The sequence below is a fragment of the Leclercia adecarboxylata genome (assembly GCF_035787115.1).
Taxonomy (GTDB): domain Bacteria; phylum Pseudomonadota; class Gammaproteobacteria; order Enterobacterales; family Enterobacteriaceae; genus Enterobacter; species Enterobacter adecarboxylatus_E.
On sequence record NZ_JALKTL010000001.1, the window covers coordinates 1,118,775 to 1,134,991 of the forward strand.

The window sequence follows — 16,217 nt, forward strand, 5'->3', positions numbered from 1 at the left end:
CATTATTTCCCCCGCAGCCCGTCAGCCAGACGCTTACCGTTACGCACGGAGATGAGCGTCAGCAGCGTGCGCCAGTTCATCCGCTTGTTGCGGATCTGGTACAGCGTAAACAGCTGATACTTGCGGCTGGCGCGATCGAACTTGTCCCGGTGCTTACGGTAGAAGTGGAAGTAGCCGGAGAATTTTTTCGGCGAGGAGGTAATCTGCATTTCACCATGGTTGATGTGCAGGATCTGCGTGGCTTCGTCCACCTTCCACGGCTCGCCATACTCCACCACCATCCGCAGGAAGATGTCGTAATCCTGCGCGGCGGCAAGTGACGTATCGAACAGACACTCCTTAAAGCGCCACGCCCAGGTAAAGACCTGATTGCCGATGATATTGCGCTTGTAGAACAGGCGGCGGGAGTACGGCGATTTGGGGTACAACGGCAGGCTGGTGGGCTGGGAGTAGACCTCCCCCTCACAAACGTAGTCGTTGGCGTACAAAAACGCGTGGGTCACCAGATGGTGCTGGTGCGCCAGGAAGGTCGACAGCCGGTTCGGCGTCCACTCGTCGTCATCGTCAATGCCGGTCAGGTACTGTCCGTTAGCCTGCAGGATCGCCTGATTACGTACCGCACAGGCGCCGGAGTTGATGGCATTATGGGTGTAGATGACTCGCGGATCGTTCAGATCAGCGACAAATTTCTGCAGCTGCTCGTACGAGGAGGAGCAGTCATCAACGATGATCAATTCCCAGTGGTCATAATCCTGGCGTAATACCGACTTTATTGCACGGATCGCCAGCTGCTGACGGTTCCATGTCGGCATATAAATAGAAATCAAAGGGCGTGGTGTCATGGTATTCCCCGAATGGCTCATTACTTGCTGTCCGACTTATATTCGTACTCGTAATACCCGTAATCCTGATACCCGGTGGCGCGGCGGAAGATGGAGTTGAGAATCACCCCTTTCACCGCAATACCGTTCTGCTCGAAGCGGCTGAGGCTGGTTTCGACCTCTTTCAGGGTGTTCACCGCATAGCGCGCGACCATCAGAGTGGTGCCCGCGTGGCGACCGACAATCGCCGCATCCGTTACCGCAAGGATTGGCGGGGTGTCGATCAGCACCAGGTCATAGTTTTCGCTGGCCCACTTCACCAGCTGCGTGAAGCGCTCGCTCATCAGCAGTTCCGATGGATTCGGCGGCACCTGCCCGCGGGAAACGAGGTCAAAGCCAGGGATGGAGGTCGGCTTCGCGCACTGGCCGATCTCACCCGTGCCCAGCAGGATTTCCGACAGACCGTTTACGTTGTTAGTGCCGAGCAGTTCGTGGGTGTAGCCCTTACGCATGTCGCAGTCGATCAGCAGCACGCGCTTGTTGGTCTGGCTGACCACCGCCGCCAGGTTGGCGCAGACAAAGGTTTTACCGATGGACGGGCTGACCCCGCTGAGCATCAGCACGTTGTTGCTGGCCTGCATCATGGCGAAGTGCAGGCTGGTGCGCAGGCTGCGGATGGCTTCGATGGCCAGATCCGTCGGGTTACCCACCGCCAGAAGCTGGCTCTGTTTGTAACGTTTGACGCCGTTGGTGGTTTTGACGCTGTCGCGCGACTTCTGCCACTCCGAAAGCGGAATGCTGGCGTAGACGTTGATGCCATGCTCCTCCAGTACCTGCGGGCTTTCGATCCCACGGTTAAAGAGGGAGCGCAGCAGTACGCCAACGATGGAGAGCATCAGGCCGAGAATAATGCTACCAAGAATAATCAGCGCCTTTTTCGGCTTAAGCACGCCCGGCTGGGTGATGGCCGGGTCGACAATGCGCACATCGCCGACGGTGCTCGCCTCGGTGATCTTCAGCTCCTGCTGTTTATTCAGCAGCTGCATATAGACCTGCTGGCCCGACTCCACGTCGCGGGTCAGACGCAGGATCTCCTGCTGGGTTTTCGGCATCGCGGTGACGCGGTTATTGAGCTTCGCTTTTTCCTCTTCCAGCGTCTGGCGCTTTTCCAGCAGCGTGCGGTAGGCCGGGTGACGTTTGGTGTAGAGCTTGGAAATTTCCGCCTCTTTAAAGGTCAGCTCGTTAAGCTGGGCATCAATGTTGACCATCGAATCCAGCACCGACTTCGCCTCCAGCGGCAGGTCGACGGAATCTTTATCCTGACGGAAGGCGTTGAGCTTGTTCTCGGCCTCATCCAGATGGCCGCGCACTTCCGGCAGCTGCTTCGCGAGGAAGTCGAGACTTTTTGACGCCTCTTCCGATTTGCGCTTCACGTTCTGCGCCTGGTAGTTGCGGGTAATGCTGTTGAGAATGTCGCGGATCTTGTCCTTATCTTCCCCGGTGAAGTTCAGTCTCAGCACTCCGGTATCCTTCCCGGTTTCGGTGACCGACAGGTTGCCCTGCAGGTTATTGATCATCCCCAGCATGGAGAATTTGCTGACGGTGAACTCGCTGCCGTTCTGGGCATGAATGGCGCTGACCATCATGCTGACACCGTCTTTGGTCAGCATCTCCCCCACTTTGCCGCGGGCGCTAAACCCGGCGTCGCTGGTGAGCTGATACTGGTCTTTACCCAGCACCTCAAGGGTGAAGATCTGACTGGCGCCCCCGGCCGGAAGCGTAAAGGTGGTCACTTTGACGGTGTCATTCTGCCGCCCCATTAGCCTGTCCCAGCCCGCGCCAAACACCGGGAAGGTGTTTTTGCTGACGCCGATATCAAGATCCAGATCGTCAACCGTTTTACCCAGCACCAGGCGGGACTGGATCAACTCAATTTCCGCCTGCGAGGCGGGCGGCTTGTTCGCCAGCGCCGAACCAATGTCCTGCACCAGCGAATTGCCGCTGTTTTGCTCAATTTGTACCAGCGCGTCGGCGCTGTAGATCGGCGTGGCAAAAAGGGTATAGATCACCGCCGCCACGGCGAACACGGCGGTGATGCCAATCACCCACCAGCGCGCCTCGACCACGGTCCCAATCAGGCGACCAATATCAATTTCATCACTGCCCACACTTGGGGCGGCAGAAGGTTTTACGTTTGCTGTCATTATTATCCCTGCTGAACGTTCAGTGCCTGTGCCCATTGGCGGGCAGACTGGTCGAGTAAGCTGTAAACCGCCTCAAACGCTTCATGGCTTTTGCGATAGGGGTCGGGGATCTCACGCTCGTTGTCCCAGTGACCAAACAGCATCACCTTGCCGCGCATCTCCGGTGCGATATCGCACAGGGCGTGGATATGGCGTTTTTCCATCGCGAGGATCAGGTCATAATCGCGGCACAGGCTGGCCGACACCTGACGGGCGCAGTGCCCGTCAAGTGAAAGCTGATGCTCTGCAGCGACCTGACGTGCACGCTCGTCGGCCCCTTTGCCCACCAGTGCGCCCAGCCCGGCTGACGCCACGGTGAGCTGCGGTTGATACTGTTTCAAAAGCCGTTCAGCGGTAGGGGAACGGCAGATGTTCCCCACACAAACCACCAGAATTTTGTTAAACATCGTTATCACCAGTTGTGGTACTGATGTACCGTGTCGGACATGGTATGGATATTGTTGATGGTCGGCATCAGCTGGTTCATCACACGGTTCCAGCGCGTTATCGGCGCGGTAGTGACGTAGACCACGTCATACGGCTGGAGGCGGAAGCCGGTCGCCATCACCAGCGAGGTGGCATCAGACATATCCAGCTGGTAGACGTTGGCAATCTTGCCCTTCGCACCGTTTCCTGTAATCGGACGGATCACGAAGATACCGCTGGCATCGGAGGTGCTCATATCCAGTCCTTCCGCGTTGCCCAGCGCTTCGGTCAGGGTCATACCGCTCAAGTCCATCTTGAGGGTGCTCTGTTTCTTCACTTCACCCATCACGAACACCTTCAGGTCGTCATTGCGCGGCACAAACAGGATGTCGCTCGGATAGAGCAGACGGTTCTGGCTCAGATCGCCGTTCTGCATCAGCGCCTGCAGGGAGATACGCTCCTCTTTGCCTTTATGGGTCAGCACCACATTGCGCCAGTCGGCGCCATCGGTAAGCCCGCCCGCGGCGTTGATGGCGTCAAGCACCGTCAGCGGCACGTTGGTGATCGGCTGTTGGCCGGATTTATTTACCTGGCCGGAGACATAGACTTTCTGCGAACGGAATGCGGCGATATTAACGTCCACCTGCGGGTCAGCGATGTACTGCGCTAAACGGCCGGTAATATCACTACGGATCTGCGCGAGCGTTTTGCCCGCCACGCGAAGTTTGCCAACATAGGGATAGAACATGGTGCCATCCGCCTGAACCCAGTTGCCGGTATCGCTGGAGCTACGATACTGCCCCGCCGGGGTGGTCAGCTCCGGGTGATCCCAGACGGTGACGTTAATGACATCCCCGGGCCCGACGCGGTACTGGTAGTTGGCGATCTCCTGGTCGAGGCTGTCGTTAGGTCGCGCCACGACCGGGCGAGGGCGTAATTGTTCAACCAGTTGAGGAGTCATTGGATAAACATTCACCATCCGGTTGATATCAAAATCAGCATCCTGCTGTTTAATCACATCCTTACCGGAAGTTGAGATATTGCTGCCGGGGAAGATCGTACAACCACTCATCAAGGTCACAGACACCAATAATGGCATCAATTTCATTTTGGATTTCATCATTGATTATTTATCACTATGGCAGAGTAATTATCCTGTGCATTTAAATAAGTGCGAAGGCGTATTACTTTTAGCATGCAGTCAATAAAAGAGAAATATAACTGGCATCAGTCCTAAAAGAAGCTTATTCGCTCTCAGGCTATTGACAGAATAATCGAGGCTGATTAACACGCGTTCAGGCACGCTACCGCCCTTGGCTTTCAGTTACCAATCCACTGTTTAAACAGCAAGTTAGGGATAAACACCCTCTTTGACAGGGTTTAATGAAAAAATATAACGGGCAGGATAATTCCGAACCAGATATTGATTTTTTACGTCATTAAACCGACACAGAAATAGCATCAAAAACGACCGCCATTTGATGCTGAAAGAATTGTTGCAGCTATCGGAAAAGCAGGCAAGGAAACATCAACAAAGGCGTGCCTTTTAAGATTAATATTAACGGTCGCATTTTTGTATTTTTAGGAATAGCTTTATATTGACATATTTAAATAACGCCTTGCAGCCTGCGATATTTCTTATTTTAAATTATTCAGAGTTATTCCGAAATCAACGTACAGAATGCAGGGTTTATTTCCCATCCAGTTAAGGAAAATCTGTACCAATAAATGCCCGGCTGGCATTGCATTTTTCTGGCGCAGTATCCATGATCGAAATGTGACAATTGTCATATAACCAAAGGTATTAGTCTCACTATGGAATGGATAGCAGATCCGTCAATATGGGCCGGCCTGGTCACCCTGGTGGTGCTGGAACTTGTGCTCGGTATCGATAACCTGGTCTTTATCGCTATTCTCGCCGAAAAACTGCCCCCTGCTCAGCGCGACCGCGCCCGCATTACCGGTCTGTTAATGGCGATGGTCATGCGACTGCTGCTCCTGGCGTCTATCTCCTGGCTGGTGACCCTCACCCGCCCGCTGTTTACCGTTCACGGCTTTGGCTTCAGCGCCCGCGATCTGATCATGCTGTTTGGGGGGTTTTTCCTGATCTTCAAAGCCACCGTCGAACTTAACGAAAGGCTGGAAGGAAAGGACAGCGAGAACCCCACCCAACGCCGCGGTGCGAAGTTCTGGGCCGTGGTGGCGCAAATCGTGGTGCTGGACGCCGTGTTCTCGCTCGATTCGGTGATCACCGCCGTGGGGATGGTCGATCATCTGGCCGTCATGATGGCCGCGGTGATTATCGCCATTGCGCTGATGGTCATGGCCAGTAAAGCGCTGACGCGCTTTGTTAATGACCACCCGACGATTGTGATTTTATGCCTGAGCTTCCTGCTGATGATTGGCTTCAGCCTTGTGGCAGACGGTTTTGGCTTCCATATTCCGAAAGGGTATCTCTATGCCGCCATTGGCTTCTCGGTGATTATCGAGGCGCTTAACCAGCTGGCCATCTTCAACCGTCGTCGCTTTCTTTCCGCCAACCAGACGCTGCGCCAGCGCACCGCCGACACGGTAATCCGGCTGCTGAGCGGTAAAAAAGAGGATGCCGAGCTGGACGCCCAGGCCGCCTCTTTGCTGGCCGACCATGACGACAGCCCGATCTTCGCCCCACAAGAGCGACGAATGATTGAGCGGGTGCTGCATCTGAACCAGCGCTCCGTCAGCAGCATCATGACTTCACGTCATGATATCGAGCATATCGATCTCAACGCGCCGGAGGCACATATCCGTGCGCTGCTGGATAAAAACCAGCACACCCGCATTGTGGTCACCGGTGGCGATCGGGAAGAGGAGCTACTTGGCGTGGTGCACGTTATCGACCTGCTCAATCAGCAGCTGCGCGGCGAGCCGTTAAACCTGCGGGTGCTGATCCGCCAGCCGCTGGTATTTCCGGAGGTGCTGCCGCTGCTGCAGGCTCTGGAGCAGTTCCGCAATGCGCGCACTCATTTTGCCTTTGTGGTGGATGAATTTGGTTCCGTGGAGGGGATCGTGACGCTCAGCGACGTAATGGAGACCATTGCGGGCAATTTGCCCAACGAAGTGGAGGAGATCGACGCCCGGCACGATATCCAGAAGAATGCCGACGGCAGCTGGACCGCCAACGGCCATATGCCGCTGGAGGATCTGGTGCAGTACGTGCCGCTACCGCTGGACGATAAGCGCGAATATCACACCATTGCCGGTCTGCTGATGGAGAACCTGCAGCGGATACCGCAACCGGGTGAAGAGGTACAGGTGGGCGATTATGCGCTGAAAACGCTGGAGGTGGAGAACCACCGGGTACAGAAGGTGCAGCTGATTCCGCTGGTGACGTCCGAGGATGTGGATTACGAGCTGTGATGTTGCTACCCCCCCACCCCGCCCTCTCCCCTATGGGGAAAGGGAGAAAATCCGGTCGAACTTATTCTGTAAGACTGCACCAGACTGTTCCCTCTCCCCTATGGGGAGAGGGTTAGGGTGAGGGGGATAAAACGCTACTGCAGCTTATCCAGCAGCTTCTTCACATCTTTACCGTTCTTCGAATCTTTGTTCTTCTCGGCCCAGTCACTCAGCCGACGTTTCGCTTCATCCTGCAGATGCTTACGCAGCAGCTGATCCACCTGCAGGCTGTAGTTCAGCGCCTGCCAGTTGCCATACACGCTAAGCGGGATCGGCGTTGTTTTCAGGAAATCGACCAGCTTGCCATCGTCAAGCCAGCCCTCCAGCACGCGGATTTTAAAGCGGGTATCAACCGTCTCCTTGACCAGATCCATCGTGCCGTTCCCTTCGAGCGTCATCACCGGCGACTCGCCCTGCATATTCTCCAGCGTTAACTGGCCCTTATTGAGAGAGAGATCCGTAACGAAGCTGTCCAGACGGGTCGCATTGTCGAGGTTCTCTTTAACCTTCACATTACTGCTGCGCTCTACTGCCTGCTGCACAAGCTGCTGGAAGTTAAGTCCTTCCATCCGGGTATTGCGCATGTCCACATGCGCCTGACCCTGCCAGTGTTGGCGGAAAGCTTCGGCGTCGATCTTGCTGCCAGAAAAGTCACCGGCCATGGTCAGGCTGCCGGTCAACGCAATCGGGTAGTTAAAGGCCTTCAGAATGGTGCCGATCTCAATGTTATCAAGACGCGGCTGGAAGCTGGTCTTCGCGGCGGCTTTACGCACGTCGAGCGTGCCGGGTAAGGAGAGTTGCCCTTCTCCCAGTTTACCGCTCAGTTCCGCAATGGTCAGAAGACCATTTTTATTGCTCATCTGGCTGCTGACCTGGGTGAAGTCCATCCCCCGCCAGCGCACGCTGTTCGCTTTCAGCAGGATATCGGCGCTAAAGCCACGCAGGCCGTTGTAATCGGGCTCTTCCAGATTTGAGGCAATCACCGGACGCTGCGTCCTGGCCTGATTTTGTCCCTGCTGCACCGCATCACTGTTTGCGGCCGCGGCCCCCTGCTCCGGGAGCAGATTTTCCAGATTGAGACTGTCGAACTGCAGGTTCATGTTCCACTGCGGGTCGGTGCCCAGAATCACGCTGGCCTGGCCGGTGAGCGCACTGTCATTAGCCTGCAGATTGAGTTGATTGAGCTCGAGCTGTTTCTGCTCTTCACGCCACTGTGCCTGCAGCGTGCCCTGCCCGCGGATGCCCTGCGTCGGCAGATCGACGCCAGTCAGTTGCCAGGTCAGTTGCTGGATGTCGGCGCTCAACAGGTGCGGATAGTCTGAGGCATTAACATTGGCGCTAAAGGCCAGCGTCAGATCGCGCTGATTGCGGTTCACGCGGGCGTTAAAGTCAATTTTACCTTTATGATGTTCGTCCTGCTCCATCTGCAGGTTGAGATTGCGTACCGTAACCTGCTCATCGCCCTCGTGCTGGAACACCAGTACGCTATCGGCCACCGTCAGGCGGCCAATATCAAATGACCAGCCAGCGTCGTCGGCTTTGTCGGGGAGGGTATTCTCGCGCGGCGCTACTGGAGCATCGGCGTTACGTACGGCTTCTGTTTGCGGGGTCAGCTGGATCACCGCCCCTTTAAGCATCACCTGATTGACCTGCAGTTGATGCGACAGCAACGGCATTAACGCCACGTCGAGGCGCATATTGTCGGCGCTTACCAGCGGCGCTGAGGCGCCCGGTGCGGTTAACGACATGCGTCCGGAAAGGATGCTGAGCTGTGGCCAGACGTGCCAGCGCAGGGGGCCATCCAGCTTCAGCGCATAGCCGCTACGCGCCTCAACCTGTCGCACCATGTAGGCGCGAAAGTCATTGGGATTGACCAGCAGAACCAACGCTGACAGGCCAGCAACCAGCACCACCAGCAAAATCATCAGCGTTGTCAGAACTCTTCTCATGGCTTCCTCAATGGACCGGTTTTAAAGCTCAATCTTTATCAATACGGCTGGCGACAGCACCCTGCTGGTCGCGATATTTAGCATCCTGGCGGCGATTATACGGACGTGCCGCCGGACCCGTTAACGGTTCGAAACTTAACGCGCCAATCATCATGCCCGGGCGCAGCGCCAGCGGCAGTTTACCCGCGTTGAAAAACTCCAGCACGATACGCCCGGACCAGCCTGGATCGATACGGTGCGCGGTAACGTGCACCATTAGTCCCAGACGCGCCAGAGACGAACGCCCGTCGAGCCAGCCGACCAGATCCGCAGGCAGGGTGATGGATTCAAAGGTGACAGCCAGCGCCAGCTCACCCGGATGCAGGTAGAAGGCCTCGCCGTCATCCAGCACGATTTCGTCACTCATCACCCGGTCGAGTGCTGCGCTGACTTCATCTTTCGGCCCGCTGAGGTCGATAAAGGGCGCGGTATGCCCGCTAAAGGTACGAAACTTATTCCCCAGACGGACATCAACCGTCACGCCGTTAATGCGCTCGACAGGCGGGCGCGGGGTGATGCTCAGACGGCCTTCGTCCAGCCAGGCTTCAATATCTCGGTCACAAAGACGCATCACTTTCTCCTTTCGTGCAGCACGCCCTCAGCCACCAGAGCCGGAGGGCGAACCCGATTATCTTTGAACGGTACACAATTCGCGCGTGTTATTCAAAAAACTGGCTGATTTTCGCTTTCAGAATATCAATGGCGATGCGGTTTTTACCCCCGCGCGGCACGATGATATCGGCATACTGTTTGGACGGTTCAATGAACTGCAGGAACATTGGACGTACCGTTTTCTGGTACTGCGCCATCACGGAATCCATTGAGCGGCCGCGTTCGTTGACGTCGCGCTTGATGCGGCGCATCAGGCAGATATCCAGCGGGGTATCAACAAAAATCGAGAAGTTCATGGATTCGCGCAGACGCGCGTCGGTGAGCAGCAGGATCCCTTCGAGGATAATGACCTTTTTCGGCGCAATGCGAACGGTTTCCTGCAGGCGGGTGTGTTCAACGTAGCTATAAACAGGCAGCTCAATGGCGGTGCCGTTCTTCAGCGCCTGAAGATGCTGGAATAACAAGCTGTGATCCATCGCACTTGGATGGTCATAGTTGGTCTTGACACGCTCTTCCATCGACAGATGGCTTTGATCTTTGTAATAGCTGTCTTCTGGAATAACGCCGATGTGCTCATCACCGACCTGTTCACGTAATTCACGGTAAAGCGTACTGGCAATGAGACTTTTACCTGAAGCCGATGCGCCGGCGATGCCTATGATGACGCACTGATGAGACTTATCAGTCATAAATTTTGCGACCTGAGTAACCTGGATGTAAGGAAGGACGACGCCTGAGCGTCAAACGCGGCAATTATAGGGATTTCATCGGCCTGATACCAGCCGAATAGAAATGTTATGCGAGACGCGTTCAAAGTCCGTGCAGTTTATTCCTGGCGCAAATTTTCCCGGTCACTTTTCCAGCGCCAACGATGAATTTTTTGCAGGATAAGTATTTAATAACTCTGTGATGTCAATTTATGAGCGCATACCATATAAATTGTAAATTGTTTGTACTAGCATGATCGAAATTAAAAAATGAACTCGTCCGGAGTTGACTCCTGGCGGCATGGCGTCTTCGGATAAAGCGGTAATGAATAAAAAATACCAGCGCGTTTTGGTAACTACGCCACATCCTTTACTACGACTTGTCAGTCTTGGACTGGTTACCTTCATCTTCACTCTTTTCTCGCTCGAGTTAACGCGTTTCGGAACTTTTTTGGCACCTTTATGGTTCCCGACTTCCATTATGATGGTGGCGTTTTACCGCCACGCCGGCAAAATGTGGCCCGGTATCGCCCTCGCCTGCTCCTTCGGTAATATCTTCGCCTCCTGGCTGATCTTCTCCTGGGACGCGATCAATCTGTGGTATACGGGCATCAATATCGTCGAGGCGTTTGTCGGCGCCTTGCTGCTGCGCAAACTACTGCCCGGCTACAACCCCTTACAGAATCTCGGCGACTGGATCCGACTGGCGATCGGCAGCGCCCTGATCCCTCCCCTGCTGGGCGGGGTGCTGGTCTGGCTGGCGGTTCCGGGCGAGGAGCCGCTGCGCAGTTTTCTGATCTGGGTGCTGTCAGAGTCCATCGGCGCGCTGGCGCTGGTGCCGTTAGGCCTGCTGTTCAAACCGCACTATCTGCTGCGCCATCGTAATCCCCGCTTGCTGTTCGAAACCCTGCTGACCATGGCGGTAACCCTGCTTCTGAGCTGGATCTCCCTGCATTTTTTACCCTGGCCATTTACCGCCATGATCGTCCTGCTGATGTGGAGCGCCGTGCGGCTGCCGCGTCTGGAAGCTTTCCTGGTCTTCCTGGTGACGGTAATGATGGTGTCGTTAATGATTGCCAAAAATCCGGGTCCGCTGACGACGCAGAATCTGGGTGCCTTAATTAACGCCCCGTGGCTGCCGTTCCTGATGATGTTGCTGCCCGCCAACGTGATGACTATGGTGATGTACGCATTTCGCGCCGAGCGTAAGCACATCACCGAGAGCGAAGAGCGTTTTCGCAATGCGATGGAGTATTCGGTCATCGGTATGGCGCTGGTCAGCACCGACGGTCAATGGCTGCAGGCGAACAAAGCGTTGTGCCAGTTCCTCGGCTATAGCCAGTCCGAGCTGCGTTCACTGAGCTTTCAGCAGCTCACCTGGCCGGAAGATTTAGAGAGCGATCTGGAGCAGCTGGACCAGCTGCTGCAAGGCAAAATCAACAGCTACTCGCTGGAGAAACGTTATTACACCCGCAATGGCGAGGTGGTCTGGGCGCTGCTGGCGGTGTCGCTGGTGCGTCACGCCGATGGCACGCCGCTCTACTTTATTGCCCAGGTTGAAGATATTAACGACCTCAAGCATACCGAATGGGTTAATAAGCGCCTGATGGAGCGCATTACGCTGGCTAACGAAGCGGGCGGAATTGGCATCTGGGAGTGGGACGTCAAACCCGACGTCATCAGCTGGGATAAGCGCATGTTCGAACTGTACGAAGTGCCTGCCCACATTAAACCCACCTGGCAGCTCTGGCATGAGTGCATGCTGCCGGAGGATCGCCCCATGGCGGAACAGGTGGTGCGTGATTCACTGGCGGCCCGCGTTCCGTTCAAGCTGGAGTTCCGCATTCGGGTGAAAGACGGTATTCGCCATATTCGCACCCTGGCGAACCGGGTGCTGAATAAACAGGGTGAAGTGGAGCGTCTGCTCGGCATCAACATGGATATGACCGAGGTCAAAGAGCTGAACGAGGCGCTATATCAGGAAAAAGAGCGTCTGCACATTACCCTCGACTCTATCGGCGAAGCGGTGCTCTGTACCGATATCAATATGAACGTCACCTTTATGAACCCGGTGGCGGAGAAGATGAGCGGCTGGTTGCAGGAAGAGGCATTGTCCCAGCCGATCCTCTCGGTCCTGCACATCACCTTCGGCGATAACGGCCCGCTGATGGAAAACATCCACAGCGGGGATATGTCCCGCAGCGACATTGAGCAGGATGTGGTGCTGCACAACCGCAACGGCGGCAGCTACGATATTCACTACAGCATCACCGCGCTGAGTACCCTCGACGGGCAAAACATCGGCTCGGTGCTGGTCATACAGGACGTTACCGAATCGCGCAAAATGCTGCGCGAGCTGAGCTATAACGCCTCGCACGATGCTCTCACCCACCTGGCGAACCGCGTCAGTTTCGAAGCCTTCCTTAAGCGGATGCTGCACACCGTACAGGAGACACGTCAGCGCCATGCGCTGGTGTTTATCGATCTCGACCGCTTCAAAGCCGTTAACGACACGGCAGGCCACGCGGCGGGGGATGCGCTGCTGCGCGAGCTGTCGTCCCTGATGCTGAGCATGCTGCGTTCCACCGATATGCTGGCCCGTCTGGGCGGAGATGAGTTTGGCCTGCTGCTGCCGGACTGCAACACCGAAAGCGCGCGCTATATTGCCGGGCGCATTATTGACGCGATCAACGAATATCACTTTATGTGGGAAGGCCGCCTGCACCGCATCGGCGCCAGCGCCGGGATCACCCAGATTGACGAGCGTAATAATCAGGCCTCAGAGGTGATGTCGCAGGCCGATATCGCCTGCTACTCCTCGAAGAACAACGGCCGCGGCGTGGTGACGGTCTATGAACCACAGCAGGAGCGGATGCTGAACGTGCCGGGCACCATCTCGCTGGACGAGCAGTGGCACATGATAAAAGACAACCATTTGCTGATGATCGCCCGCAGCGTCGCCTCGCCACGCGTTCCTGAAAGCAGCACCTTCTGGATGCTCGCCCTGCGCCTGTGGACTAACGACGGCGAGATGCTGGAAGAGCAGACCTTCCGGGCTGGGCTGGCGGAGCCGGAGCTGATTCACGCCCTCGACAGACGTATTTTGCAGGAGTTTTTCCGCAACTTTGCCACGCCGTTAACCAACAAAGGCACCGGGGTCGCCCTGCCGCTGTCGACGGCCGGTCTTGCCAGCGTAACCCTGGTAGATGAACTGCTGGAGATGCTGCGCGCCTGTCCGCTGCAGCCGCGGCTGCTGCATCTGATCGTTCACGTCAGCGTGCTGACGCTGGATGATGACAACACCCGCAATAACCTGCAGAAGCTGCGTCAGGCCGGATGCCGCATTATCCTGAGCCATGTGGGCCGCGATATGGAGGTGTTCAACCACCTGAGCGCCCGGATGGCCGATTACCTGCTTCTCGATCCTGAGCTGGTGGCTAACGTCCACGGTAATCTGATGGATGAGATGCTGGTCACCATTGTTCAGGGCCACGCCCAGCGCCTGGGCATCAAAACTATCGCCGGGCCGAGCAATCAGCCGATTATAATGGATACGCTCTCCGGCATTGGCATCGACTATATCTACGGCAACACCATCGGCGAGCCGCAGCCGCTGGAGCTGCTACTCAGTTCCAGCTACTTCGCCATCAACTGACGGCATCCAGCCGTCGGTGTACCAGATGTGCAGCAGGGCATACGAGCGCCACGGCTGCCAGCGTTCCGCATAGCGGCGTATTTGTGCCGGCGTCATCCCGGCAAATCGCTGTTTAATCAGATAATCGTCCGCTAAAAACACATCTTTCGCCTGCCATCCGCGTAGGGCGAAGTAGTTCGCCGTCCAGCGGCCAATCCCGGGCCGGGTCTGTAGCGCTTTTATGGCGCTGTCGATATCAGCTGGTGCCTCTGTCGGAAAATCCCCCGCCACCACCGATCGGGCCAGATGGATCAGCGACTCTGCGCGCTTGAGCGGCATACCCAGCGCCTTCAAAGCCAGCGGATCGGCTTGCGCCACTGCTTCAGGCGCCGGGAAACAGCGGTATCCCGGCGCCTCCGTCAGAGGTTCGCCACAGAGCGCCACCAGCTTCGCAGTCAGTTTCGCGGCCATCGCGACGCTGACCAGTTGCCCGAGGATGGCGCGCACGCCCTGCTCCCAGGTATCCATCGATCCCGGCAGGCGCAGGCCAGGCCGCGCGTCGCCAAGGGAGCCCAGAACATGGGCAATCTGCTGCGGATCGCAGTGCAGATCGAACAGGCGGGTGATACGCGTCAGGCAGAGATCGGCGATGGGCAACAGTCCGTCACTGAGCTCCACCTCCAGCGTTCCGGCGGCATGCGGCGTGACGTGGATCAGCCCCCGGTGCCCCTGGCAGGCGAAACTGCGGGTGTAGTCGTCAGGGGTCACAGTTTCAATCCCGGCGACCGCACGATCGCCAAGAAATTTCAACATCCAGTGCCAGTCGTAGGGCGGCTGCCAGGTCAGGGTAAACATCGTCGCTCCTTATTTTATTCTGTCACAGCATAAACGGAGATGGCCCTCTGCGCCTTGCTTTCATATTCCTGTTGTCGCCAGCCAGACATTTCGCTAAAGTCTCGCCCCTTCTCAATGGCATGGGGACGCTGAAGTGTTTATCGGATTTGACTATGGCACCGCCAACTGTTCAGTTGCGGTGATGCAAAACGGGCAGCCGCAGCTGCTGAAAATGGAAAACAACAGCACGCTGTTACCGTCGATGCTCTGCGCGCCGACCCGCGAGGCGGTGAGCGAGTGGCTGTACCGTCATCATCAGGTTCCGGCCACCGGCACGGAAACTCAGGCGCTGCTGCGCCGGGCGGTCAGCTTTAACCGCGAGGAGGATATCGACGTCACGGCGGCCAGCGTGCAGTTTGGTCTGTCGTCGCTGGGTCACTACATTGAGGATCCAGAGGAAGTCTACTTCGTTAAATCACCCAAATCCTTCCTTGGTGCCAGCGGCCTGAAGCCGCAGCAGGTCGCGCTGTTTGAAGATCTGGTCTGCGCCATGATGTTGCATATTCGCCAGCAGGCGCAGACGCAGCTGACGGATGAGATCACCCAGGCGGTAATTGGTCGCCCGATCAACTTCCAGGGGCTGGGTGGCGATGAGGCGAACCAGCAGGCGCAGGGCATTCTGGAGCGCGCCGCGCAGCGTGCCGGTTTCCGCGATGTGGTGTTCCAGTACGAACCTGTTGCCGCGGGCCTGGATTTCGAAGCGACCTTAAGTGGCGAAAAACGGGTGCTGGTGGTGGATATTGGCGGCGGGACCACCGACTGCTCGCTGCTGCTGATGGGTCCGCAATGGCACGCGCGCCGCGACCGCGAAAGCAGCCTGCTGGGGCACAGCGGCTGCCGTATCGGCGGTAACGATCTGGATATTGCCCTCGCCTTCAGGAGCCTGATGCCGCTGCTCGGCATGGGCGGCCAGACCGAAAAAGGCACCGCCCTGCCGATCCTGCCCTGGTGGAACGCCGTGGCGATCAACGATGTGCCAGCGCAGAGCGACTTCTACAGCGCCGCCAACGGTCGTTTTCTGAACGATCTGGTACGTGACGCTCAGGACGGCGACAAAGTGGCACTGCTGCATAAAGTGTGGCGTCAGCGCCTGAGCTACCGGGTGGTGCGCAGCGCCGAAGAGAGCAAAATTGCGCTCTCAGAGGCCGCAGAGCACGCCGTAACGCTGCCGTTCATCAGCGACGAGCTGGCGACGGCCATCAGCCAGCAGGGGCTGGAGACGGCGCTGACGCAGCCATTACAGCGCATCCTTGAGCAGGTGCAGCTGGCGCTGGATAACGGTAACGAGAAGCCGGACGTGATCTACCTGACCGGCGGTAGCGCCCGTTCACCGCTGATCAAAAAAGCGCTGGCGCAGCAGTTACCGGGCATCCCGATTGCCGGAGGCGATGATTTTGGCTCCGTCACTGCCGGGCTGGCCCGCTGGGCGCAGGTGGTGTTCAGCTAGCCCCTCA

General features: G+C 56.8%; 11 protein-coding genes. 3 read left to right on the top strand and 8 right to left on the bottom strand.

From position 1 onward, the window contains the following. Window positions 1-2 precede the first annotated feature (2 nt). Genes wcaA through MXM41_RS05425 form a run of 4 tightly spaced genes read right to left on the bottom strand, consistent with a single transcriptional unit; the run spans window position 3 to window position 4,613 of the window. Window positions 3-842: a colanic acid biosynthesis glycosyltransferase WcaA gene (gene wcaA / locus MXM41_RS05410; RefSeq protein WP_325930373.1), complete on the bottom strand. Its 840-nt coding sequence runs from the start codon at window positions 840-842 to the stop codon at window positions 3-5. Between the two features lie 20 nt (window positions 843-862). Beyond that, entirely contained in the window at window positions 863-3,025 is a 2,163-nt protein-coding gene (wzc, locus tag MXM41_RS05415; RefSeq protein ID WP_325930374.1) for a tyrosine-protein kinase Wzc, read from the bottom strand. 2 nt (window positions 3,026-3,027) lie between these two features. Continuing rightward, the gene (wzb, locus tag MXM41_RS05420) at window positions 3,028-3,471 is read right to left on the bottom strand and encodes a low molecular weight protein-tyrosine-phosphatase Wzb (protein ID WP_325930375.1); all 444 of its coding nucleotides are present in this window, start codon (window positions 3,469-3,471) and stop codon (window positions 3,028-3,030) included. A 5-nt stretch (window positions 3,472-3,476) separates the two neighbouring features. After that, window positions 3,477-4,613, bottom strand: coding sequence for a polysaccharide export protein (locus tag MXM41_RS05425; RefSeq protein WP_325930376.1), 1,137 nt, complete (start codon window positions 4,611-4,613; stop codon window positions 3,477-3,479). Between the two features lie 692 nt (window positions 4,614-5,305). Here MXM41_RS05425 and MXM41_RS05430 point away from each other — a divergent pair. After that, a complete protein-coding gene (locus tag MXM41_RS05430) occupies window positions 5,306-6,889 on the top strand; it encodes a TerC family protein (protein WP_325930377.1) in 1,584 nt (527 codons plus the stop codon). 134 nt (window positions 6,890-7,023) lie between these two features. Here MXM41_RS05430 and asmA read toward each other — a convergent pair whose 3' ends face one another. From asmA to udk, 3 genes are all read right to left on the bottom strand, one after another. Continuing rightward, window positions 7,024-8,877 (bottom strand): outer membrane assembly protein AsmA, encoded by a 1,854-nt coding sequence (gene asmA, locus MXM41_RS05435; RefSeq protein WP_325930378.1) that lies wholly within the window; start codon window positions 8,875-8,877, stop codon window positions 7,024-7,026. Between the two features lie 28 nt (window positions 8,878-8,905). Next, window positions 8,906-9,487: a dCTP deaminase gene (gene dcd, locus MXM41_RS05440; RefSeq protein ID WP_103180230.1), complete on the bottom strand. Its 582-nt coding sequence runs from the start codon at window positions 9,485-9,487 to the stop codon at window positions 8,906-8,908. 88 nt (window positions 9,488-9,575) lie between these two features. Further along, window positions 9,576-10,217 (bottom strand): uridine kinase, encoded by a 642-nt coding sequence (gene udk / locus MXM41_RS05445; RefSeq protein WP_032612454.1) that lies wholly within the window; start codon window positions 10,215-10,217, stop codon window positions 9,576-9,578. 343 nt (window positions 10,218-10,560) lie between these two features. Here udk and MXM41_RS05450 point away from each other — a divergent pair, with 343 nt between their 5' ends. Further along, complete coding sequence (locus MXM41_RS05450; RefSeq protein ID WP_325930863.1) at window positions 10,561-13,890, top strand: diguanylate cyclase; 3,330 nt, start codon at window positions 10,561-10,563, stop codon at window positions 13,888-13,890. Here the strand turns inward: MXM41_RS05450 and alkA are convergent. Further along, window positions 13,858-14,724: a DNA-3-methyladenine glycosylase 2 gene (alkA, locus tag MXM41_RS05455; RefSeq protein ID WP_325930380.1), complete on the bottom strand. Its 867-nt coding sequence runs from the start codon at window positions 14,722-14,724 to the stop codon at window positions 13,858-13,860. The two genes, MXM41_RS05450 and alkA, sit on opposite strands and share 33 nt — an antisense overlap. Before the next feature lie 133 nt (window positions 14,725-14,857). Here alkA and yegD point away from each other — a divergent pair, with 133 nt between their 5' ends. After that, a complete protein-coding gene (yegD, locus tag MXM41_RS05460; protein ID WP_325930381.1) occupies window positions 14,858-16,210 on the top strand; it encodes a molecular chaperone in 1,353 nt (450 codons plus the stop codon). Window positions 16,211-16,217: the final 7 nt, after the last annotated feature.